Below are 19,301 nucleotides of genomic sequence, written 5' to 3' on the forward strand. Positions count from 1 at the left end.
GTGCCGCGCGCGGCGTAGACAAGAGAATGGAGACCTCACATGGCCAAAGGTAAATTCGAGCGTAATAAGCCTCATGTGAATGTTGGAACGATTGGTCACGTTGACCATGGCAAGACGTCGTTGACGGCGGCGATCACGAAGTATTTTGGTGAGTTCAAGGCGTATGACCAGATCGATGCAGCGCCTGAGGAGAAGGCGCGCGGCATCACGATCTCGACGGCGCATGTGGAGTATGAGACGGCGGCCCGTCACTATGCGCATGTCGACTGCCCGGGCCACGCCGACTATGTGAAGAACATGATCACGGGCGCGGCGCAGATGGACGGCGCGATCCTGGTGGTTTCGGCGGCCGACGGCCCGATGCCGCAGACGCGCGAGCACATTCTTCTGGCGCGTCAGGTCGGCGTTCCGGCGATCGTGGTGTTCCTGAACAAGGTGGACCAGGTCGACGACGCCGAGCTTCTGGAGCTGGTCGAGCTCGAGGTCCGCGAGCTTCTGTCGGCCTACGAGTTCCCGGGCGACGACATTCCGATCGTCGCGGGCTCGGCGCTGGCCGCGCTCGAGGATTCGAACAAGGAGATCGGCGAGGACGCGGTTCGCAAGCTGATGGCCGAGGTCGACCGCTACATCCCGACGCCGGAGCGTCCGATCGACCAGCCGTTCCTGATGCCGATCGAGGACGTGTTCTCGATCTCGGGCCGCGGCACGGTGGTGACGGGTCGCGTCGAGCGCGGCATCGTCAAGGTCGGCGAGGAAGTCGAGATCGTCGGCATCCGCCCGACGACGAAGACGACCTGCACGGGCGTCGAGATGTTCCGCAAGCTGCTCGACCAGGGCCAGGCTGGCGACAACATCGGCGCGCTGCTGCGCGGCGTCGACCGCGAGGGCGTGGAGCGCGGCCAGGTTCTGGCCAAGCCCGGCTCGGTCAAGCCGCACACCAAGTTCAAGGCCGAGGCCTACATCCTGACGAAGGAGGAGGGTGGCCGTCACACGCCGTTCTTCACCAACTACCGTCCGCAGTTCTACTTCCGCACGACGGACGTGACGGGCATCGTGACGCTGCCGGAAGGCACGGAGATGGTGATGCCGGGCGACAACGTGACGGTCGACGTCACCCTGATCGTGCCGATCGCCATGGAGGAGAAGCTCCGCTTCGCCATCCGTGAAGGCGGACGTACCGTCGGCGCCGGCATCGTCGCATCCATCGTCGAGTAAGAAGAAACGCAAGTGATCTGTCGCGGGCGGGAATTCGCCCGCGCCGCGCCAGAACAAGGAATTCAGTAAGATGAACGGCCAGAATATCCGCATACGCCTCAAAGCGTTTGATCATCGTGTGCTCGACGCGTCGACGCGCGAGATCGTGTCGACGGCGAAGCGCACCGGCGCCAATGTCCGGGGCCCGATTCCGCTGCCGACCCGCATCGAGAAGTTCACGGTCAATCGCTCGCCGCACATCGACAAGAAGAGCCGTGAGCAGTTCGAGATGCGCACCCACAAGCGTCTGCTCGACATCGTCGATCCAACCCCCCAGACGGTCGACGCGCTTATGAAGCTCGACTTGGCTGCGGGTGTCGACGTCGAAATCAAGCTCTGAGGTCAAGAGGCGAGGAGGGGTAAAACCCCGAAAGCGACTTCGGAAACAAACATGAGCCTGCCGGCTTCGTTCGGGCATGGCTCCTCTGAAGGAAGATGAACCGATGCGTTCAGGTGTAATTGCAAAGAAGGTGGGGATGACGCGCGTCTATAACGACGCTGGCGAGCACATCCCGGTCACCGTGCTCCAGATGGAGAACTGCCAGGTCGTGGCTCAGCGCACGCAGGAGAAGAATGGCTATACCGCCGTTCAGCTCGGCGTCGGCCTCTCCAAGGTGAAGAACACGTCCAAGGCGCTGCGCGGCCATTTCGCCGCCGCCTCGGTTGAGCCGAAGGCGAAGGTCGCCGAGTTCCGCGTCTCTCCGGAGAACCTGCTGGACGTCGGCGCCGAGATCACCGTCGAGCACTTCGTCGTCGGCCAGAAGGTCGATGTCACCGGCACCTCGATCGGCAAGGGCTTCCAGGGCGTGATGAAGCGCTACAATTTCGGCGGTGGCCGCGCGACGCACGGTAACTCGGTGTCGCACCGCGTGCACGGTTCGACTGGTCAGCGCCAGGATCCGGGCAAGGTGTTCAAGGGCAAGAAGATGGCCGGCCACATGGGCTCGACCCGCGTGACGACGCAGAACGTCGAGGTTGTCTCGACCGATACGGACCGTGGTCTGATCCTGATCCGCGGCGCTGTACCGGGCTCGAAGGGCGCATGGATCCTCGTTCGCGATGCCGCCAAGGTCGCTCTGCCGGAGAATGCGCCGAAGCCGGCTGCCATTCGCGCCGGTGGCAAGTCAGAAGCTCCGGCCACCCAGGGAGCGGAATAATGGACGTCAAGATCACCACGCTCGCCGGCGCGGAAGCCGGCAACGTCAAGCTCTCGGACGAGATCTTCGGTCTCGAACCGCGGGAGGACATCCTTCAGCGCGTCGTGCGCTGGCAGTTGGCGAAGCGCCAGCAGGGCACCCACAAGGCGCAGACCCGCGCCGAGGTCGCCCGCACTGGCGCCAAGATGTACAAGCAGAAGGGCACGGGTCGCGCCCGCCACCATTCGGCTCGCGCTCCGCAGTTCCGCGGCGGCGGCAAGGCCCATGGCCCGGTGGTGCGCAGCCACGAGCATGACCTGCCGAAGAAGGTTCGTGCGCTCGGCCTGAAGCATGCGCTCTCGGCCAAGGCGAAGTCGGCATCGATCATCGTCATCGACGATCTGAAGCTGGCGGACGCCAAGACCAAGGCGCTGGTAGCGAATTTCGCCACGCTCGGCCTGACCAACGCGCTGCTGATCGGCGGCGCCGAGCTGGACCAGGGCTTTGCCCGGGCGGCCCGCAACATCCCGAACATCGACGTGCTGCCGATCCAGGGCATCAACGTCTACGACATTCTGCGCCGCGGCACGCTGGTTCTTTCCAAGGCCGCCGTCGAGGCCCTCGAGGAGCGCTTCAAATGACTGATCTTCGCCACTACGACGTGATCGTCAGCCCGGCGATCACCGAAAAGTCGACCATGGCTTCGGAACAGAACCAGGTCGTGTTCAACGTCGCGAAGAAGGCGACGAAGCCGCAGATCAAGGCCGCCATCGAAGCGCTGTTCAGCGTCAAGGTCACGGGCGTCAACACCCTCGTCCGCAAGGGCAAGGTGAAGCGTTTCCGCGGCACGGTCGGCCGTCAGAGCGACGTGAAGAAGGCGATTGTGACGCTGGCCGACGGCCAGTCGATCGACGTCGCCACGGGCCTCTGAGCGAAGGCGCGAGGATAGAGCAATGGCACTGAAGAAATACAAGCCGGTAACGCCAGGTACGCGCCAGCTGGTCATCGTCGACCGTTCGGGTCTCTACAAGGGCAAGCCGGTCAAGGGTTTGACCGAGGGTCTCACCAAGTCGGGCGGCCGCAACAATTACGGGCGCATCACGGCGCGCTTCATCGGCGGCGGTCACAAGCAGACCTACCGCATCGTTGACTTCAAGCGCCGCAAGCTGAACGTCACGGCGACGGTCGAGCGGCTTGAATACGACCCGAACCGCACCGCGTTCCTCGCGCTGCTGAAGTACGAGGACGGCGAGCTGTCCTACATCCTCGCGCCGCAGCGTATCGCCGCCGGCGATCAGGTGGTGGCCGGCGAAGTGGTCGACGTGAAGCCGGGCAATGCGATGCCGTTGTCGGCGATGCCGGTCGGCACGATCGTCCACAATGTCGAGCTGAAGCCGGGCAAGGGCGGTCAGGTCGCCCGTTCGGCCGGCACCTATGCCCAGCTCGTCGGTCGCGACCAGGGCATGGCGATCCTGCGCCTGAATTCGGGCGAGCAGCGCGTCGTCCACGGTTCTTGCTTTGCCACGGTCGGCGCGGTGTCCAATCCGGACCACGGCAACGTCAACCTCGGCAAGGCCGGCCGCAAGGTCTGGCTCGGCAAGCGCCCACACAATCGCGGCGTCACCATGAACCCGGTCGACCACCCGCATGGCGGCGGCGAAGGCCGCACCTCGGGCGGCCGTCACCCGGTCACGCCGTGGGGCAAGCCGACCAAGGGCAAGAAGACGCGGTCCAACAAGGCGACCGACAAGTTCATCATGCGCTCGCGCCATGCGCGCAAGAGCTAAGAAGAGGTAGCTGAAGTGACCCGTTCAGTCTGGAAAGGTCCGTTCATCGACGGCTATCTGCTGAAGAAGGCAGACAAGGTTCGTGAAGGCGGCCGCAACGAGGTGATCAAGATGTGGACCCGCCGGTCCACCATCCTGCCGCAGTTCGTCGGCCTCACCTTCGGCGTCTACAACGGCCAGAAGCACATTCCGGTCTCCGTCTCGGAAGAGATGGTCGGCCACAAGTTCGGTGAGTTCGCCCCGACCCGTACCTATTACGGTCATGGCGCGGACAAGAAGGCGAAGAGGAAGTAACGATGGGCAAGGCCAAAGCTCCGCGCAGGCTTGCTGACAACGAGGCGCGTGCGGTTCTCCGCACCATTCGTATCAGCCCGCAGAAGCTGAACCTGGTTGCCGCGATGATCCGTGGCAAGAAGGTCGCGAACGCGCTGAACGATCTGGAATTCTCGCAGAAGCGCATTTCCGGCACCGTCAAGAAGACGCTCGAGTCGGCGATCGCCAATGCCGAGAACAACCACGACCTCGACGTCGACGCGCTCGTCGTGGCCGAGGCCTATGTCGGCAAGTCGCTCGTCATGAAGCGTTTCCACGCTCGTGGTCGTGGCCGCGCCAGCCGCATCGAGAAGCCGTTTTCGCACCTCACGATCGTCGTTCGTGAGGTCGAGGAGAAAGGGGAGGCCGCCTGATGGGCCAGAAAATCAATCCGATCGGTCTCCGTCTCGGCATCAACCGCACCTGGGATTCGCGCTGGTACGCGAACACCGGCGAATACGGCAAGCTGCTGCATGAGGACATCAAGATCCGCGAGTACCTGAAGAAGGAGCTCAAGCAGGCTGCAGTGTCGAAGATCGTCATCGAGCGCCCGCACAAGAAGTGCCGCGTGACGATCCATGCTGCCCGTCCGGGTCTTATCATCGGCAAGAAGGGCGCCGACATCGAGAAGCTGCGCAAGAAGCTGACCGAGATGACGAAGTCCGAGACGCACCTGAACATCGTCGAGGTGCGCAAGCCGGAAATCGACGCCACGCTGGTCGCGCAGTCGATCGCCCAGCAGCTCGAGCGCCGCATCGCCTTTCGCCGCGCCATGAAGCGCGCCGTGCAGTCGGCCATGCGTCTCGGCGCCGAGGGCATCCGCATCAACTGCTCGGGTCGCCTGGGCGGCGCGGAAATCGCGCGCATGGAATGGTACCGTGAGGGTCGCGTGCCGCTGCATACGCTGCGCGCCGACGTCGACTACGGCACCGCCGAGGCGCAGACCGCCTACGGCACCTGCGGCGTCAAGGTATGGGTGTTCAAGGGCGAGATCCTGGAGCACGACCCGATGGCTTCCGAGCGTCGCGCGACTGAGGGCGAGGCCTCTGGCGGCGAGCGCAATCGCCGTCGCGAGAACGCCTGAGACATGGCGTGATCCCGAAAAGTGGAAGCCGGTTTTCGGACAAGATCACGTCGATAAAGGGATTTTGGAGTAAGAACGATGTTGCAGCCTAAGCGCACAAAGTTCCGCAAGCAGTTCAAGGGGCGCATCCACGGCAACGCCAAGGGTGGCACGAACCTCGATTTCGGCGGCTTCGGACTGAAGGCATTGGAACCGAACCGCGTGACGGCTCGTGAGATCGAGGCGGCGCGCCGCGCGATCACCCGCGAAATGAAGCGCCAGGGCCGCGTCTGGATCCGGGTGTTCCCGGACCTGCCGGTGACCTCGAAGCCGACCGAGGTCCGCATGGGCAAGGGCAAGGGCGCGGTCGACTATTGGGCGGCTCGGGTCAAGCCCGGCCGCGTCATGTTCGAGATCGACGGCGTTTCGGAAGAGACCGCCCGTGAAGCTCTGCGTCTCGGCGCCGCCAAGCTGTCGGTCCGCACGCGCTTCGTGCAGCGCATCGCGGAATAGGAAGGGTTTTGACCATGAAAGCTTCGGATCTCAGGACCAAGACCCCGGACCAGCTCGGCGACGATCTGGCCGCCCTCAAGAAGGAGCAGTTCAACCTGCGCTTCCAGAAGGCGACCGGCCAGCTCGAGAAGACCGGCCGCGTGAAGCAGGTCCGCAAGGACATCGCCCGCATCAAGACGATCGCCGCTGAAAAAGCGGCGGCCAAGAAGGCTTAAGGACAACAACAATGCCAAAGCGCGTATTGCAGGGCACCGTCGTCAGCGACAAGAACGACAAGACCGTCGTGGTCAAGGTCGAGCGCCGCTTCACGCACCCGGTCATGAAGAAGACGGTTCGCATGACCAAGAAGTACAAGGCGCATGACGAGAACAACCAGCACAAGGTTGGCGACGTCGTGTTCATCGAGGAATCGAAGCCGATTTCCAAGGACAAGCGCTGGGTCGTCATCACCGAGACCCAGGCGCAGTAATCGAGTTTGGACAGGCGGGGAGGGCGGAAAGCTCCTCCCGGAAAGAATAAAGAAGGCGGCCAGTCATGATTCAGATGCAAACAAACCTCGACGTCGCGGATAATTCCGGCGCCCGTCGTGTCATGTGCATCAAGGTGCTGGGCGGTTCGAAGCGGAAGTATGCTTCGGTCGGCGACATCATTGTCGTCTCGATCAAGGAAGCCATTCCGCGCGGCCGCGTGAAGAAGGGCGACGTGATGAAGGCGGTCGTGGTTCGCACGGCCAAGGACATCCGCCGCCCGGACGGCAGCGTGATCCGTTTCGACAAGAACGCGGCCGTTCTCGTCGACAACAAGAAAGAGCCAGTCGGCACCCGTATCTTCGGGCCGGTTCCGCGCGAGCTTCGCGCCAAGAACCACATGAAGATCATCTCGCTGGCGCCTGAAGTGCTGTAAGGAGCCGGAGACATGCAGAAGATCCGTAAAGGCGACAAGGTCGTCGTGCTCGCCGGCAAGGACAAGGGCCGCACCGGCGAGGTGCTGTCGGTTCAGCCGAAGGACGATACGGCGATCGTGCGTGGCGTGAACCAGATCCGCCGCCACCAGAAGCAGACGCAGAACCAGGAAGGCGGCATCATCACCAAGGAAGCGCCGATCCACCTGTCGAATCTCGCCATCGCCGATCCGAAGGACGGCAAGCCGACCCGCGTCGGTTTCCGTGTCGATGGCGACAAGAAGGTGCGCTTTGCGAAGCGCTCGGGAGAAGTGATCAATGGCTAAGGCAGCAGATTACCAGCCGCGGCTGAAGAAGGTCTACAAGGAGACCATCCGCCAGGCGCTGCAGGAGCAGTTCAAGTATGACAACGAGATGCAGATTCCGCGTCTCGACAAGATCGTGCTGAACATGGGTGTCGGCGAGGCGACGGGCGACTCGAAGAAGCCTTCGGTCGCGGCCGAGGACCTTGCGATGATCGCCGGCCAGAAGCCGGTGATCACCCGCGCACGTAAGTCGATCGCGACCTTCAAGGTCCGCGAGAACATGCCGATCGGTACCAAGGTGACGCTCCGCAAGGAGCGCATGTACGAGTTCCTGGACCGTCTGGTGAACATCGCCCTGCCGCGCGTCCGCGACTTCCGCGGGCTCAATCCGAAGAGCTTCGACGGCCGTGGCAACTACGCCATGGGCATCAAGGAGCACATCGTGTTCCCGGAGATCAACTACGACAAGGTTGATCAGATCTGGGGCATGGACATCATCGTTTGCACGACTGCGAAGACGGACGACGAAGCCCGGGCGCTGCTCAAGGCGTTCAACTTCCCGTTCCGGCAGTAACGGCGGCGATCAAGGGATTTTTGAGAAATGGCAAAGACCAGCTCAGTCGAGAAGAACAACCGCCGGCGCAAGCTGGTTGACAGCTACGCCGCGAAGCGCAAGGCGCTCAAGGACGTGGTGATGGACCAGTCGAAGTCGCTTGAGGAGCGTTTCCGCGCCCAGCTCAAGCTGAACGAACTGCCGCGCAATTCGTCCAAGACCCGCATCCGCAACCGCTGCGAAGTGACCGGCCGTCCGCGCGCCGTCTATCGCAAGCTGATGATGAGCCGCGTTGCGCTGCGCGAGCTCGGCAACAACGGCCTCATTCCGGGCCTGGTGAAGTCGAGCTGGTAAGGAGGGCATGATATGTCGATGAATGATCCTCTGGGCGATATGCTCACCCGCATCCGCAACGCCGTCGGCCGCAAGAAGTCGAAGGTTTCGACCCCGGCCTCGAAGCTGCGCGCCCGCGTGCTCGAAGTGCTGAAGTCTGAGGGCTATATCCGCGACTACAGCCAGACTGATTTCGACAACGGCAAGTCCGAGATCGAGATCGAGCTGAAATATTTCGACGGCGTGCCGGTGATCCGCGAGATCGCTCGCGTGTCGAAGCCGGGCCGTCGCGTTTATGTCGCCGCCAAGTCGATCCCGCAGGTTGCCAACGGCCTCGGCATCTCGATCCTGTCGACGCCGAAGGGCGTGATGGCGGATCACGAGGCTCGCGAGCAGAACGTCGGCGGCGAGATTCTCTGCCAGATCTTCTGATCTGCGGAGCATTGAGAAGTAGAGGACAGCAAAATGTCTCGTATTGGTAAGAAGCCCGTCGCCGTTCCGGCCGGTGTCACCGCGTCGGTGAATGGCCAGACGGTTACCGCGAAGGGTCCGAAGGGCGAGCTGAAATTCGTCGTCAACGACGAGGTTCTGGTCAAGTTGGAGAACGGCGAGATTGCCGTTGAGCCGCGCGACCAGTCGAAGACGGCCCGCTCGAAGTGGGGCATGTCCCGCACCCAGATCGTCAACATCCTGACGGGCGTGAAGGACGGCTTCGAGAGGAAGCTCGAGATCACGGGCGTCGGCTATCGTGCGGCGATGCAGGGCAAGAACCTGCAGCTTGCGCTGGGCTTCAGCCATGACGTCGTCTACCAGACGCCGGAAGGCATCACCATCGCGACCCCGAAGCCGACCGAGATCACCGTTTCCGGCATCGACAAGCAGCAGGTCGGCCAGGTCGCGGCCGAGATCCGCGAGTATCGCGGTCCCGAGCCCTACAAGGGCAAGGGCGTGCGCTACGCCGGCGAGAAGATCGTCCGCAAGGAAGGCAAGAAGAAGTAAGCCCGTCAGGGCGTTAGCCACGGAAGGCGGTCGCGGGCAGCTTGTATCGGCTGACCGCACGGTGAGAAGTCGGGCCGCCACCGTTTCACAAGGCAGAAGGAAATTGGCCATGGCCGACAAGCAGGTTGTTCAGAAGCGCGCGCAGCGTATCCGCCGTCAGTTGAAGAAGGTGGCGGGCGGTCGTCCGCGTCTTTCCGTGCATCGTTCCTCGAAGCACATCTACGCGCAGGTCATCGACGACGCGAAGGGCCACACTGTCGCGGCGGCGTCCTCGCTTGAGAAGGATCTCCGCGGCTCGCTGAAGACCGGCGCCGACACGGCCGCGGCGGCCGCCATCGGCAAGCTGGTCGCCGAGCGTGCCGTAGCCGCTGGCGTCAAGGAAGTGATATTCGATCGCGGCGCCTACATCTATCACGGCCGCGTCAAGGCGCTGGCCGATGCGGCCCGCGAGGCCGGCCTCAGCTTCTGATTTGCCTTTTCCGGCGTCGGCCTCTGAAAAGGGGCTGACATTTGGACAAGGATCGGGCAGAAGCCGCATGATTTTCGCCGCCGGCGACCCCCGAACGGGGCGCTGGCATTTCAGCAACCCGTGCTTCCGGAAAAGAACAAGGACTAGGATATGGCACAGGAACGTAGGGAAGGCGGCCGCGATCGCGAGCGCAGCCGTGACCGGGAAGAGCGCGACAGCGAGTTCGTCGACAAGCTCGTCCACATCAATCGCGTCGCCAAGGTGGTGAAGGGCGGCCGTCGCTTCGGCTTTGCCGCACTCGTCGTCGTCGGCGACCAGAAGGGCCGCGTCGGCTTCGGCCACGGCAAGGCGCGCGAAGTGCCGGAGGCGATCCGCAAGGCGACCGAAAGCGCCAAGCGCGACCTGATCTTCGTGCCGCTCCGCTCGGGCCGCACGCTGCACCATGACGTGGAAGGCCGCTGGGGCGCCGGCAAGGTTCTGCTGCGCGCCGCCAAGCCGGGTACCGGCATCATCGCCGGCGGCCCGATGCGCGCCGTCTTCGAGACGCTCGGCATGCACGACGTCGTCGCCAAGTCGATGGGCTCGTCCAACCCGTACAACATGGTTCGCGCCACCTTCGACGCGTTGAAGAGCCAGTTGCATCCGAAGGATGTCGCCGCTCAGCGCGGCATCAAGTATTCGACCCTTCAGGCACGCCGCGGCTCCGCGGTTACGGCTGAAGAATAAGCGCTGACCAGGGGATCAAAACCATGGCCAAGAAAGCAGCAGCCCAGAAGGCAGCCAGGACGGTGACCGTCGAGCAGGTCGGTTCGCCGATCCGCCGGCCGAAGGAACAGCGTGCGACGCTGGTCGGCCTCGGTCTGAACAAGTTGCATCGCCGCAGCACGCTGGAGGACACTCCCTCCGTGCGGGGCATGATCAACTCGGTGCAGCATCTCGTTCGCGTCGTCGACGAGAAGTGAGCTGAGGAGCAAGACAGATGAAACTCAACGAAATCAGCGACAAGCAAGGCGCGACCCATTCGCGCAAGCGCCTCGGCCGTGGTATCGGCTCGGGCTCTGGCAAGACCGGCGGCCGCGGCGTGAAGGGCCAGAAGGCGCGCTCGGGCGTTGCCATCAACGGCTTCGAGGGTGGTCAGATGCCGCTTTATCGGCGTCTGCCGAAGCGCGGCTTCAAGAACCCGTTCCGCAGCGACTTCAACGCCGTCTCGCTCGCTCGCATCCAGGCCGCGATCGACGCCAAGAAGCTCGACGCCTCGGCGACGGTCGACGCAGCCGCGCTGGTCAAGGCCGGCGTGATTCGTCGCGTCAAGGACGGTGTCCGCGTTCTCGGCGGCGAGGGCGAGTTCAAGGCCAGGCTGACTCTTGATGTCGCAGGCGCCTCGAAGTCGGCGATCGAGAAGATCGAGAAAGCCGGCGGATCGGTAAAGCTGCCTGAAAAGGCGGAGCCTCAGCCCAAGGTGAAAAAGGCCAAGTAGCAGACGTATCCAGGCGGCGGACATTGTCCGCCGCTTGCATGTTTGGTGTCCGGAGCCTATCTCGTGCTTCGGCGACGCGCGCCCCGCCATTTTCGGCAAGCCAGCGCGATCCAGCGGAGAATTTGCATGGCTTCGGCTGCCGAACAACTTGCCGCCAATCTGAATTTCGCTGCTTTCGCGAAGGCGGAAGATCTCAAGAAGCGCATCTGGTTCACCCTCGGCGCGCTTCTCGTCTATCGTCTCGGCACCTACATTCCGCTTCCGGGCATCAATCCGGATGCGTTCGAGCAGGCGTTCCAGTCGCAGAGCGGCGGTGTGCTTGGCATCTTCAACGCCTTTTCCGGCGGCGCCGTCGAGCGCATGGCGATCTTCGCCCTCGGCATCATGCCATACATCTCCGCCTCCATCATCATGCAGCTCATGACGTCGGTCGTGCCGTCGCTTGAAGCGCTTAAGAAGGAAGGCGAGCAGGGCCGCAAGGTCATCAACCAGTACACCCGCTACGGCACCGTCCTTCTGGCGCTCGTGCAAGCCTATGGCATCTCGGTCGGTTTGGAGAGCGGCAACGGCATCGTCACCGATCCCGGCTGGTTCTTCCGGATTTCCGCCGTCATCACGCTGGTCGGTGGTACCATGTTCCTGATGTGGCTCGGCGAGCAGATCACGGCGCGCGGCATCGGCAACGGTATTTCGCTCATCATTTTCGCCGGCATCGTGGCCGGGCTGCCGCACGCGCTCGGCAACATGCTGGAGCAGGGGCGCACCGGCGCCCTGTCGACCGGCCTGATCCTCGGCATCATCGTGCTCGCGATCGTCGTGATCGGCGTCATCGTCTTCTTCGAGCGCGCCCAGCGCCGGCTGCTGATCCAGTATCCCAAGCGCCAGATCGGCAACCGCATGTTCCAGGGCGACACGTCGCACCTGCCGTTGAAGCTCAATACGGCGGGCGTCATCCCGCCGATCTTCGCTTCCTCGCTGCTGCTTCTGCCTGCGACGCTGGCCGGCTTCTCCAACACCCAGACGCTTCCTGCCTGGGCGAACATGGTGCTGGCCACGCTTGGTCACGGCCAGCCGCTCTATATGGCGCTTTACGCGGCGCTGATTGCGTTCTTCGCCTTCTTCTATACAGCGATCGTGTTCAACCCGAAGGACACGGCCGACCAGCTGAAGAAGCATTCCGGCTTCATTCCGGGCTATCGCCCCGGCGAGCGCACGGCGGAGTATATCGATTATGTGCTGACGCGCATCACCGTCGTCGGCGCGGTCTATCTTGTGGTTATCTGCTTGCTGCCGGAATTCCTGATCTCGGCCGCCGGCGTTCCGTTCTACCTTGGGGGCACGTCGCTTCTGATCGTCGTCAGCGTCACGCTCGACACCGTCGCCCAGATCCAGGGCCACCTGATTGCCCATCAGTATGAAGGGCTGATCAAGAAGTCGAAGCTCCGGGGGGGCAAGAGGGGACGATGAGGCTTATACTGCTTGGGCCGCCGGGGGCAGGCAAGGGAACGCAAGCGCAAAGACTGGTTGAGAAGCACGGGATTCCGCAACTGTCGACAGGCGACATGCTGCGCGCGGCCGTCGCCGCCAAAACACCTGTCGGCTTGAAGGCCAAGGCCGTGATGGACGCTGGCGAGCTCGTCTCGGACGCCATCGTGAACGCCATCGTTGCCGAACGCATCGATCAGCCGGATTGCGCCAGAGGTTTTATCCTCGACGGCTATCCGCGCACGCTGCCGCAGGCTGACGCCGTCGAGGCCATGCTGGCTGATCGCGGCACGAAGCTCGATGTCGTCATAGAGCTGGTCGTCGACGACAAGGCGCTGGTCGGCCGTATCCTGAAGCGGGCGGAGGAGGCGAAGGCTGCCGGTCAGCCCGTGCGCAAGGACGACAATGCCGAAGTGTTCGATGAACGGCTGCGCGAATATTACAAGAAGACGGCGCCGCTGATCGGCTATTATTATGCGAAGGATCTGCTGAAGAGCACCGACGGCATGGCCGACATGAACAGCGTCACGGAAGCCATCGAGGCGATCCTCGCCGACTTCAGGAATTCGTAGCGAACCCTGTTGACGAAAGCAGGTGGCTGGACTATAGCGGCCATCTTCCATTCAGACATATGGCTGAAGGGCCCGTTTGGGCTACGCCCTGAATTGTCTGGAAGCCCGCATGGGCCGGCCTCCACCGGACGCGGGATAACGAAACGCCGGAAGCCGTGGGCTTTACCGGCCTACATGGAGAAGGTGAAGATGGCTCGTATAGCCGGCGTCAATATTCCGACCAACAAGCGCGTCATCATCGCGCTGCAATACATCCACGGCATCGGACCCAAATTCGCCAAGGAGATCACCGAGAAGGTGGGTATCCCGGCGGAGCGCCGCGTCAGCCAGTTGACCGACGCCGAGGTCCTGCAGATCCGCGAGACCATCGACCGCGACTATCAGGTCGAGGGTGACCTGCGCCGTGAAGTCTCGATGAATATCAAGCGCCTTATGGACCTCGGGTCCTATCGCGGCCTGCGTCACCGCCGCTCGCTGCCTGTTCGCGGCCAGCGCACGCACACGAATGCCCGTACCCGGAAGGGTCCGGCCAAGCCGATCGCCGGCAAGAAGAAGTAATTCAGTGAACCGTGAGCAGTGAGCGGTGATCAGTTCACTGCTCACGGTTCACTGTTCACTGTCCAGGTGGAGCCGCTGGCATTACGGCGGTGTAGAGATCAAACGGAAGGACCAATATGGCCAAGGAAGCCACACGTGTTCGCCGCCGCGAACGCAAGAATATCTCGTCGGGCACCGCGCACGTCAACTCGACCTTCAACAACACCATGATCACCATCACCGACGCGCAGGGCAACGCGATTGCCTGGTCGTCGGCTGGCGCTCAGGGCTTCAAGGGCTCGCGCAAGTCGACCCCGTTCGCCGCGCAGGTGGCCGCCGAGGATGCCGCCAAGAAGGCGCAGGAGCATGGCATGCGCATGCTCGAGGTCGAGGTCTGCGGTCCGGGTTCCGGCCGTGAATCGGCGCTGCGCGCCTTGCAGGCTGCGGGCTTCACCATTACATCCATTCGTGACGTGACCCCGATCCCGCACAATGGCTGCCGGCCGCGCAAGAAGCGCCGCGTCTAATACGACATCGCGATGGCAGGAGCGCCGCTGGGCGCTCCTTCTTGGTTTCCAGATCGCCTGTCACGATTGGATGGTGACGGGCGCAGGAAGGAAGAAAGATGATCCAGAAAAACTGGCAAGAACTGATCAAGCCGAACAAGATCGACTTCTCGTCCAAGGGACGCACCCTGACGACGCTGGTCGCGGAGCCGCTGGAGCGCGGTTTCGGTCTCACCCTCGGCAACGCGCTGCGGCGTGTGCTCCTTTCGTCGCTGCGCGGCGCGGCTGTGACCGCGGTGCAGATCGACGGCGTGCTCCACGAATTCTCCTCGATTGCCGGCGTTCGTGAGGACGTTACCGACATCGTGCTCAACATCAAGGAAATCGCCATCAAGATGGAAGGCGACGGCCCGAAGCGCATGGTCGTGCGCAAGCAGGGACCGGGCGCCGTCACCGCCGGTGACATTCAGACGGTTGGCGATGTCGAGATTCTGAACCCCGATCATGTGATCTGCACCCTCGACGAGGGCGCGGAGATCCGCATGGAGTTCACCGTCGACACCGGCAAGGGTTATGTGCCGGCAGACCGCAACCGCGCCGAGGATGCGCCGATCGGCCTTATCCCGGTCGACTCACTCTATTCGCCGGTCAAGAAGGTCTCCTACAAGGTCGAGAACACCCGCCACGGCGAAGAACTCGACAAGGACAAGCTGACCATGACGATCGAGACGAACGGCTCGGTCACCGGCGAGGACGCCGTCGCTTTCGCGGCGCGCATCCTGCAGGATCAGCTCGGCCTGTTCGTCAATTTCGACGAGCCGCAGAAGGCTGTTGCCGAGGAAGCGGTCACCGAGCTGGCGTTCAATCCGGCGCTGCTCAAGAAGGTGGACGAGTTGGAGCTGTCGGTGCGTTCGGCAAACTGCCTGAAGAACGACAACATCGTCTATATCGGCGACCTGATCCAGAAGACGGAAGCCGAGATGTTGCGCACGCCGAACTTCGGCCGCAAATCGCTCAACGAAATCAAGGAAGTGCTGGCCTCGATGGGCCTGCACCTCGGCATGGAAGTGCCGGACTGGCCTCCGGAGAACATCGAAGACTTGGCCAAGCGTTACGAAGACCAGTATTGAGCATGATGCCAAGGGCTGGCGGCGCGAGCCGTTGAGCCCGACGGTCATGCGGAAAACATCGGAGGCCGTGGCCTCTTTGAACCAGAAATAAGAAGGAGAAAGCCATGCGCCACGGTTTCAAAGGCCGCCGGTTCGCCCGCAGTGTAAGCCATCGCAAGTCGATGTTCGCCAACCTCGCCGTCTCGCTGATCGAGCACGAGCAGATCGTCACCACGCTCGAGAAGGCGAAGGATCTGCGTCCGATCGTCGAGAAGCTTGTAACGCTCGGCAAGCGCGGCGACCTGCATGCCCGTCGTCAGGTGATCGCGCAGATCGGCAACGAGAAGGTCGTGAAGCGTCTGTTCGAGACCGTTGCGCCCCGCTATGCCGACCGTCATGGCGGCTATCTCCGCATCATGAAGGCGGGCTTCCGCCACGGCGACAACGCGGCGTTGGCCGTCATCGAGTTCGTCGACCGCGACGTTTCGGCCAAGGGTGCCGCCGATCGTGCTCGCCTCGAAGCCGAAGGCGCCAATGATGAAGCGCAGGCCGCCTGATCGGCGTTTCCCGCGATATGGGGACTTTTGAAAGGGACCTTCGGGTCCCTTTTGTTTTGCCGATGGCTTCGACCTCACGCTATCGTTGCCGGCAAGCATGTGTTTGGCGGGATGGTGCGGTGATCGGTTGACCAGCGAGAAGCGATATTTCCTCGGCGTGCGGAACTCTGCCACCGGGCTTGCCTGGGAGCATCGACTGAGCGAGCGTCAGGACATGGCCGCGCTTGCCATCGCGCAGACGCATGGCGTGTCCGATATCGTCGCACGCGTACTTGCTGGCCGTGGCGTGACCGCGTCCGAGACGCCGCGTTTCCTCGATCCCACGATCCGCGACCTGTTGCCTGATCCGACCCGGCTGACCGACATGGAAGCCGCCGCAAGCCGCATCGCCGATGCGGTGACGCGCCGGGAAAAGGTGGCGATCTTCGGTGACTACGACGTCGATGGAGCCGCTTCTTCGGCGCTTCTCGCCCGCTTTCTCACGCATTACGGGGTAGAGTGGGAAATCTACATCCCGGATCGCATTTTTGAGGGCTACGGTCCGAATCCCGAGGCCATGCGCGATCTCGTGTCGCGTGGCGCGACGCTGATCGTGACGGTCGACTGCGGAACGAACAGCGCGCCCTCCATCGCCGCCGCGCGGGAAGCCGGCGCCGATGCCGTCGTGCTCGATCATCATCAGGTTGGCGGCGACCTGCCGGCGAATACTCCTGTGGTCAATCCGAACCGCGAGGATGATCTGTCGGGGCAGGGGCATCTGTGCGCCGCCGGCGTCGTTTTTCTGACGCTGGTTCAGACTGCGAAGGTTTTGCGCAACCGCTTGCCGGGAACACCTGGGCCGGATCTGCTCGGCTATCTCGATCTCGTTGCGCTCGCCACCGTTTGCGACGTCGTTTCCCTGACCGGGGTGAATCGAGCCTTCGTCACCAAGGGCCTGCTCGCGATCCGACATCAGCAGAATGTCGGTCTTGCGGCGCTGTCGCGTGTGGCGCGCATCGGCGAGCCGCTGGGCTGCTTTCATCTGTCGTTTCTGCTCGGTCCCCGCATCAATGCCGGCGGCCGCATCGGGGACGCAGCGCTTGGCAGCCGGCTTCTGGCGGGCGACGACCCTTCCGAGGCCCAACGCATCGCCGAGACGCTGGATCGTCTCAATCAGGAGCGGCAGGCCATGGAACAGGCCATGCTCTCCGAGGCGAGAACGGAAGCCGACGCGGAACTGGCGAGCGGGCATGGACCCGCCGTGCTGGTGACGGCGCGGGACAACTGGCATCCGGGCATCGTCGGGCTGCTGGCGTCGCGGCTCAAGGATCACGCGCGGCGTCCCGTCTTCGTGATCGCCTTCAATCCGAATGGCGTCGGCACGGGCTCCGGCCGTTCAATCCCCGGCTTCGATCTTGGCCACCTGGTGCGCGAGGCCGTGGCGCAGGACCTGCTGCTCAAGGGCGGTGGCCATGCCATGGCGGCAGGCATCACGGTGGAACGTACGAAGCTCGGAGCCTTACGCGCCTTCTTCGAGGAGCGGGCACAGGAGGCGGTGTCGCGTCTGCGGGATGAGGAAACGCTGAAGATCGACGCCGCGCTCACCGGCGAGGGCGCTACGGAAACGCTGCTCGATTCGCTCGAGGCCGCGGGACCCTATGGCGCAGGCCATCCGGCGCCGATGTTTGCCGTGCCGCGCCACCGTATTGTGGACGCACGGCTTGTGGGCGCGAACCATATCCGTGTCGAGCTTCGGTCGGAAATGGGCGGACGCCTGCAGGCCATGGCCTTCCGCGCCGCCGACAGCGATCTGGGAAACTTCCTCGTCGGCAATCGCGGCGGCACCATACATCTCGCCGGCACGCTGTCCTCGAACTACTGGAACGGCTCGCGCAGCGTGCAGTTTCGCATCGTGGATGCCGCACCGGCCTGACGGCGCATCAGCGCGCCGCGATCACCTGCATCTGCCTGAGGTCCGCGATCTGAGCCTTGGCCGTCTCGTATCCGGCGCTGATCGTTTCCGCTGCCCGATGAAATTCGGTCAGGCCGACATGGCCGAGCTTCGGGCTGATCGAAAGGTCGGGTGGATCGCCCGCCAGACGGGCGCGCGCGATGCGGTCCTGGATGATGTTGAAGGCCTCCACCATAACCCCGGTGATGCCCAGCCGGCTTTCCCGATTGGGGCTTTCGCGATTGGCGCCGCTGGAAAGCGGTGGTGCGTCGTGCTCCACCACGAGTTCGCCGGCATTGTGTTTCACCACCGCCGCGCGGCCGAAAAGGTCGTAATGGAGGTTGACGGCGACAACGAGCGGCTGCTCGTAAGCCCGGCAGACGGAGACAGGCACCGGATTGACCAGGGCGCCATCGACCAGCATGCGCTTGTTGCAGAGCACCGGCTCGAACACGCCCGGGAGCGCGTAGGAAGCCCGCATGGCTGTGATCAGCGAACCGCTGGACACCCAGATCTCGTGGCCTGTGCGGATCTCCGTCGCGACCGCCACGAAAGGCTTCGGCAAATCCTCTATGCGGATGCCGTTGAGGTGTTCCTGCATGCGCTGCGTGAGCTTCATGCCGCCGAGGAGCCCGCTGCCGCCGAAGCTGAAGTCCAGCAGGCCGAAGATACGGCGCTTTGTCAGGCTGCGCGCGAATTCTTCCAGGGCGTCGAGCTTGCCGGCCAGATAGCATCCGCCCACCAGCGCGCCGATTGACGTTCCCGCGATCATCTCTATTTCGATGCCGGCTTCGTCCAGCGCGCGCAACACGCCGATATGCGCCCAGCCGCGGGCTACGCCGCCGCCCAGAGCCAGCGCAATGCCTCTCCGCGGTAGTGCCTCGGCCGGCGCTGCAGCCGCGAGGGAAGCGTCGCTCGCCTCCCGCGCGGGGCCGCGCCCATACATCGATGCCCAGTCGAGCATCCCAGCCCTCCCGTCCTCATTCTCTATTCTAAGCAGGGCGCGTATCGAAAACGTCAACGCCTCGGGCGAGAATGTTCAGGCAAGCTTGCCATAGGTTGCGGCCGCGTCAAAGAGCGGTGCGCTGCCGTCGTCCGTCAGGATCGCGCGTCCGTCACGCATGCCTGCAATCCGGTAGAAACAGGAACGTCGACCCGTATGGCAGGTGGCCTGATCGCCCTCGACCGCCACCCTGATCCAGACCGCGTCCTGATCGCAGTCGGTGCGCATTTCGACCACGCGCTGCGTGTTTCCCGAGGTCTCGCCCTTCTTCCACAATGCGTTGCGGGAGCGCGACCAGTAGTGTGCGATGCCGGTGGAAAGCGTCAGCTCGAGCGCTTCGGCGTTCATGTGCGCGACCATGAGCACGGTTCCGTCGTCGGCGTCGGTAACGACCGCGGTCACCAGCCCGTTGGCGTCGAAGCGCGGCGAGAACACCGCGCCTTCTTCCAGTTCCTGCTTGTTGGCCGGGGGCGAGGGGAAGGTCATTGCCGATGCTGTTT

Annotated in this window: 31 protein-coding genes; 29 read left to right on the top strand and 2 right to left on the bottom strand. The window is 63.4% G+C overall.

Features of this window, described 5'->3' with window-relative positions; translation table 11 throughout:
* Window positions 1–39: 39 nt before the first annotated feature.
* The 29 genes from tuf to recJ all read left to right on the top strand — a co-directional run bounded on the left by tuf (window position 40) and on the right by recJ (window position 17,780).
* Window positions 40–1,215 carry an elongation factor Tu gene (tuf, locus tag M9955_19020; GenBank protein ID MCO5083734.1) on the top strand — a complete coding sequence of 392 codons (1,176 nt, stop codon included), beginning with the start codon at window positions 40–42 and terminating at the stop codon, window positions 1,213–1,215.
* Between the two features lie 70 nt (window positions 1,216–1,285).
* The gene (gene rpsJ, locus M9955_19025; protein ID MCO5083735.1) at window positions 1,286–1,594 is read left to right on the top strand and encodes a 30S ribosomal protein S10; all 309 of its coding nucleotides are present in this window, start codon (window positions 1,286–1,288) and stop codon (window positions 1,592–1,594) included.
* A 103-nt stretch (window positions 1,595–1,697) separates the two neighbouring features.
* Complete coding sequence (gene rplC / locus M9955_19030) at window positions 1,698–2,411, top strand: 50S ribosomal protein L3 (protein MCO5083736.1); 714 nt, start codon at window positions 1,698–1,700, stop codon at window positions 2,409–2,411.
* The gene (rplD, locus tag M9955_19035) at window positions 2,411–3,031 is read left to right on the top strand and encodes a 50S ribosomal protein L4 (protein MCO5083737.1); all 621 of its coding nucleotides are present in this window, start codon (window positions 2,411–2,413) and stop codon (window positions 3,029–3,031) included. Before rplC ends, rplD begins: the two co-directional genes overlap by 1 nt.
* Complete coding sequence (locus M9955_19040; protein MCO5083738.1) at window positions 3,028–3,321, top strand: 50S ribosomal protein L23; 294 nt, start codon at window positions 3,028–3,030, stop codon at window positions 3,319–3,321. The genes rplD and M9955_19040 overlap by 4 nt, the downstream gene beginning before the upstream one ends.
* Before the next feature lie 22 nt (window positions 3,322–3,343).
* Window positions 3,344–4,177 carry a 50S ribosomal protein L2 gene (rplB, locus tag M9955_19045; GenBank protein MCO5083739.1) on the top strand — a complete coding sequence of 278 codons (834 nt, stop codon included), beginning with the start codon at window positions 3,344–3,346 and terminating at the stop codon, window positions 4,175–4,177.
* A gap of 15 nt (window positions 4,178–4,192) precedes the next feature.
* Window positions 4,193–4,471, top strand: coding sequence for a 30S ribosomal protein S19 (gene rpsS / locus M9955_19050; protein MCO5083740.1), 279 nt, complete (start codon window positions 4,193–4,195; stop codon window positions 4,469–4,471).
* Between the two features lie 2 nt (window positions 4,472–4,473).
* Window positions 4,474–4,863 (top strand): 50S ribosomal protein L22, encoded by a 390-nt coding sequence (rplV, locus tag M9955_19055; protein ID MCO5083741.1) that lies wholly within the window; start codon window positions 4,474–4,476, stop codon window positions 4,861–4,863.
* The gene (gene rpsC, locus M9955_19060; GenBank protein ID MCO5083742.1) at window positions 4,863–5,573 is read left to right on the top strand and encodes a 30S ribosomal protein S3; all 711 of its coding nucleotides are present in this window, start codon (window positions 4,863–4,865) and stop codon (window positions 5,571–5,573) included. The genes rplV and rpsC overlap by 1 nt, the downstream gene beginning before the upstream one ends.
* A 78-nt stretch (window positions 5,574–5,651) precedes the next feature.
* Complete coding sequence (gene rplP, locus M9955_19065) at window positions 5,652–6,065, top strand: 50S ribosomal protein L16 (GenBank protein ID MCO5083743.1); 414 nt, start codon at window positions 5,652–5,654, stop codon at window positions 6,063–6,065.
* A 14-nt stretch (window positions 6,066–6,079) separates the two neighbouring features.
* The gene (rpmC, locus tag M9955_19070) at window positions 6,080–6,280 is read left to right on the top strand and encodes a 50S ribosomal protein L29 (GenBank protein ID MCO5083744.1); all 201 of its coding nucleotides are present in this window, start codon (window positions 6,080–6,082) and stop codon (window positions 6,278–6,280) included.
* Between the two features lie 11 nt (window positions 6,281–6,291).
* The gene (rpsQ, locus tag M9955_19075; protein ID MCO5083745.1) at window positions 6,292–6,534 is read left to right on the top strand and encodes a 30S ribosomal protein S17; all 243 of its coding nucleotides are present in this window, start codon (window positions 6,292–6,294) and stop codon (window positions 6,532–6,534) included.
* A gap of 65 nt (window positions 6,535–6,599) precedes the next feature.
* Window positions 6,600–6,968, top strand: coding sequence for a 50S ribosomal protein L14 (gene rplN / locus M9955_19080; GenBank protein MCO5083746.1), 369 nt, complete (start codon window positions 6,600–6,602; stop codon window positions 6,966–6,968).
* A 12-nt stretch (window positions 6,969–6,980) separates the two neighbouring features.
* Complete coding sequence (gene rplX / locus M9955_19085) at window positions 6,981–7,292, top strand: 50S ribosomal protein L24 (protein MCO5083747.1); 312 nt, start codon at window positions 6,981–6,983, stop codon at window positions 7,290–7,292.
* Window positions 7,285–7,845 (top strand): 50S ribosomal protein L5, encoded by a 561-nt coding sequence (gene rplE / locus M9955_19090; GenBank protein ID MCO5083748.1) that lies wholly within the window; start codon window positions 7,285–7,287, stop codon window positions 7,843–7,845. The genes rplX and rplE overlap by 8 nt, the downstream gene beginning before the upstream one ends.
* 27 nt (window positions 7,846–7,872) lie before the next feature.
* Window positions 7,873–8,178: a 30S ribosomal protein S14 gene (gene rpsN, locus M9955_19095; GenBank protein ID MCO5083749.1), complete on the top strand. Its 306-nt coding sequence runs from the start codon at window positions 7,873–7,875 to the stop codon at window positions 8,176–8,178.
* A 12-nt stretch (window positions 8,179–8,190) separates the two neighbouring features.
* Window positions 8,191–8,589 (top strand): 30S ribosomal protein S8, encoded by a 399-nt coding sequence (rpsH, locus tag M9955_19100; GenBank protein ID MCO5083750.1) that lies wholly within the window; start codon window positions 8,191–8,193, stop codon window positions 8,587–8,589.
* A 33-nt stretch (window positions 8,590–8,622) separates the two neighbouring features.
* The gene (rplF, locus tag M9955_19105; GenBank protein ID MCO5083751.1) at window positions 8,623–9,156 is read left to right on the top strand and encodes a 50S ribosomal protein L6; all 534 of its coding nucleotides are present in this window, start codon (window positions 8,623–8,625) and stop codon (window positions 9,154–9,156) included.
* 109 nt (window positions 9,157–9,265) lie between these two features.
* Window positions 9,266–9,625, top strand: a complete 360-nt coding sequence (gene rplR, locus M9955_19110; GenBank protein ID MCO5083752.1) for a 50S ribosomal protein L18 — start codon at window positions 9,266–9,268, stop codon at window positions 9,623–9,625.
* A gap of 150 nt (window positions 9,626–9,775) precedes the next feature.
* On the top strand, window positions 9,776–10,351 hold the full coding sequence (gene rpsE / locus M9955_19115; protein MCO5083753.1) for a 30S ribosomal protein S5: 576 nt from the start codon (window positions 9,776–9,778) through the stop codon (window positions 10,349–10,351).
* 23 nt (window positions 10,352–10,374) lie between these two features.
* Entirely contained in the window at window positions 10,375–10,587 is a 213-nt protein-coding gene (gene rpmD / locus M9955_19120; GenBank protein MCO5083754.1) for a 50S ribosomal protein L30, read from the top strand.
* A 17-nt stretch (window positions 10,588–10,604) separates the two neighbouring features.
* A complete protein-coding gene (rplO, locus tag M9955_19125) occupies window positions 10,605–11,102 on the top strand; it encodes a 50S ribosomal protein L15 (GenBank protein ID MCO5083755.1) in 498 nt (165 codons plus the stop codon).
* 126 nt (window positions 11,103–11,228) lie between these two features.
* A complete protein-coding gene (secY, locus tag M9955_19130) occupies window positions 11,229–12,569 on the top strand; it encodes a preprotein translocase subunit SecY (GenBank protein MCO5083756.1) in 1,341 nt (446 codons plus the stop codon).
* Window positions 12,566–13,159: an adenylate kinase gene (locus M9955_19135; protein MCO5083757.1), complete on the top strand. Its 594-nt coding sequence runs from the start codon at window positions 12,566–12,568 to the stop codon at window positions 13,157–13,159. The genes secY and M9955_19135 overlap by 4 nt, the downstream gene beginning before the upstream one ends.
* A 189-nt stretch (window positions 13,160–13,348) precedes the next feature.
* Window positions 13,349–13,717, top strand: a complete 369-nt coding sequence (gene rpsM, locus M9955_19140) for a 30S ribosomal protein S13 (GenBank protein ID MCO5083758.1) — start codon at window positions 13,349–13,351, stop codon at window positions 13,715–13,717.
* Window positions 13,718–13,833: 116 nt separating this feature from the next.
* Window positions 13,834–14,223, top strand: coding sequence for a 30S ribosomal protein S11 (rpsK, locus tag M9955_19145; protein MCO5083759.1), 390 nt, complete (start codon window positions 13,834–13,836; stop codon window positions 14,221–14,223).
* A 98-nt stretch (window positions 14,224–14,321) separates the two neighbouring features.
* On the top strand, window positions 14,322–15,332 hold the full coding sequence (locus M9955_19150) for a DNA-directed RNA polymerase subunit alpha (protein ID MCO5083760.1): 1,011 nt from the start codon (window positions 14,322–14,324) through the stop codon (window positions 15,330–15,332).
* Between the two features lie 104 nt (window positions 15,333–15,436).
* Window positions 15,437–15,868 (top strand): 50S ribosomal protein L17, encoded by a 432-nt coding sequence (rplQ, locus tag M9955_19155; GenBank protein MCO5083761.1) that lies wholly within the window; start codon window positions 15,437–15,439, stop codon window positions 15,866–15,868.
* A 127-nt stretch (window positions 15,869–15,995) separates the two neighbouring features.
* Entirely contained in the window at window positions 15,996–17,780 is a 1,785-nt protein-coding gene (gene recJ / locus M9955_19160) for a single-stranded-DNA-specific exonuclease RecJ (protein MCO5083762.1), read from the top strand.
* A gap of 7 nt (window positions 17,781–17,787) precedes the next feature.
* On the opposite strand, the gene M9955_19165 is transcribed toward recJ, so the two are convergent.
* Both M9955_19165 and hisI read right to left on the bottom strand, forming a co-directional pair.
* Window positions 17,788–18,762, bottom strand: coding sequence for a patatin-like phospholipase family protein (locus tag M9955_19165; protein MCO5083763.1), 975 nt, complete (start codon window positions 18,760–18,762; stop codon window positions 17,788–17,790).
* A gap of 75 nt (window positions 18,763–18,837) precedes the next feature.
* Window positions 18,838–19,287 (bottom strand): phosphoribosyl-AMP cyclohydrolase, encoded by a 450-nt coding sequence (gene hisI, locus M9955_19170; protein MCO5083764.1) that lies wholly within the window; start codon window positions 19,285–19,287, stop codon window positions 18,838–18,840.
* Between the last annotated feature and the right edge of the window lie 14 nt (window positions 19,288–19,301).

The sequence above is a fragment of the Rhizobiaceae bacterium genome, from assembly GCA_023953845.1.
In the GTDB taxonomy this organism is placed as follows: domain Bacteria; phylum Pseudomonadota; class Alphaproteobacteria; order Rhizobiales; family Rhizobiaceae; genus Arvimicrobium.